Here is a 1,660-nt window from a genome sequence, read left to right on the forward strand (position 1 = left end):
GGCCGGGAGTATCCGGCCTTCTCGACGAATGAGACTGGTTGCGTCTGTTTTCCCTCTTTCCGAGATCGGCAAGGCGGCGAAAAAGCCCCGCGGCATGATGCATGCGGGCACGACAGCGCAGCCGCGCGGACGATCATGTCCGCCGCCTTGTCGTTCCATGAGAATTTTTCGACGGCAGGTTGCGCCCTGCCGCCACTGATGTTTGCGGTCAGGAGCCGCGTGAAAGAAGAATATTTTGACCAACGAAAACACTTTGGCCGGTAAGGACACTGGGGAACTTTCGGGTTTCGCAGCACTTGGAATTACCGGCGCGCTGCTCAAGGCCACCCACGGCGCCGGCTTCACTGATCCCAAGCCGATCCAGGCCCAGGCGATCCCGCCGCAGCTGGAAGGCCGTGACATTTTCGGCATCGCCCAGACCGGTTCGGGCAAGACCGCGGCGTTCGCGCTGCCGATCTTGTCGAAGATCATCGCGCTCGGCACCAAGCGCCGGCCGAAGACCGCTCGTGCGCTGATTCTCGCGCCGACGCGCGAACTGGCGGTGCAGATCGAAGATACCATCAAGATCCTGGCCAAGGGCGCGCATGTCTCGACCGCGCTGGTGCTGGGCGGCGTCTCGCGCTTCAGCCAGGTGAAGAAGGTTGCCCCCGGCGTCGACATCCTGATCGCCACGCCTGGCCGGTTGACCGACCTGGTGCGCGAGGGCGACCTCGTGCTTGCCGACACCAAATGGCTGGTGCTCGACGAGGGCGACCGCATGCTCGACATGGGCTTCATCAACGACGTCAAGCGCATCGCCAGGGCAACCGCGCCGGACCGTCAGACGGTGCTGTTCTCGGCGACCATGCCGAATGAAATCGCCGAGCTGGCGAAAGGCCTGCTGAAGAATCCGATCCGCGTCGAGGTCGCGCCGCAGAGCACAGCGGCGGCCGAGATCTTGCAGGGCGTCGTCTTTGCCCGCACCAAGCAGAAGCGCCAGGTACTGTCGACGATGCTCGCAGACGAGGCGATGAAGTCCGTCATCATTTTTTCGCGCACCAAGCATGGCGCCGACAGGGTGACCAAGGACCTCGAGCGCGACGGCTTCAAGGCCGCCGTCATCCACGGCAACAAGTCGCAGAACGCCCGCCAGAAGGCGCTCAACGATTTCCGCGAGGGTTCGGTGCGCATTCTTGTGGCGACCGATATCGCGGCGCGCGGCATCGACGTGCCCGGTATCAGCCACGTGGTGAATTTCGACCTGCCGGACGAGGCGGAGAGCTATGTCCACCGCATCGGCCGCACCGGCCGCAACGGCATGGATGGCATCGCCATCACGCTTTGCGACCCGTCCGAGAACAGCAAGCTGCGCCAGGTCGAGCGCATTATCCGCACCAAGCTGCCGGTCGTTGCCGACCATCTCGGCAGTCCCGACCCGCAGCGCAATCCAGCCGAAAAGAACGAGCGCAGCTTCGAGCCGGCCAACGACCGCAATAGCCGTCGCGACGGCAGGCGTCCCGGTGGCCAGAACAACGGCTTTGGCAAGAAGCGTTTTGGCGACAAGCCAGCCTTTGTCGGCGAGCGCAAGCCGGAAGGCGCCAAGCCCTTCAAGGGCAACAACAAGCGTCGTTTCGGCGGCAAGCGGCCAGCGGCGCGAGCTGCGTAAGCCTATAGTTGCATC

The 1,660-nt window shown here is 63.9% G+C and carries 2 protein-coding genes; both read left to right on the forward strand.

The window, feature by feature from the left end:
• Positions 1-264: hypothetical protein (locus EOA86_RS39720; RefSeq protein WP_206630214.1), on the forward strand; the 264-nt coding region annotated here is incomplete at its 5' end.
• The gene (locus EOA86_RS33625) at positions 236-1,645 is read left to right on the forward strand and encodes a DEAD/DEAH box helicase (protein WP_128345482.1); all 1,410 of its coding nucleotides are present in this window, start codon (positions 236-238) and stop codon (positions 1,643-1,645) included. The genes EOA86_RS39720 and EOA86_RS33625, both read left to right, overlap by 29 nt.
• Positions 1,646-1,660 lie beyond the last annotated feature (15 nt).

This window comes from Mesorhizobium sp. M5C.F.Ca.IN.020.32.2.1, from assembly GCF_004023105.1.
GTDB lineage: Bacteria > Pseudomonadota > Alphaproteobacteria > Rhizobiales > Rhizobiaceae > Mesorhizobium > Mesorhizobium wenxiniae.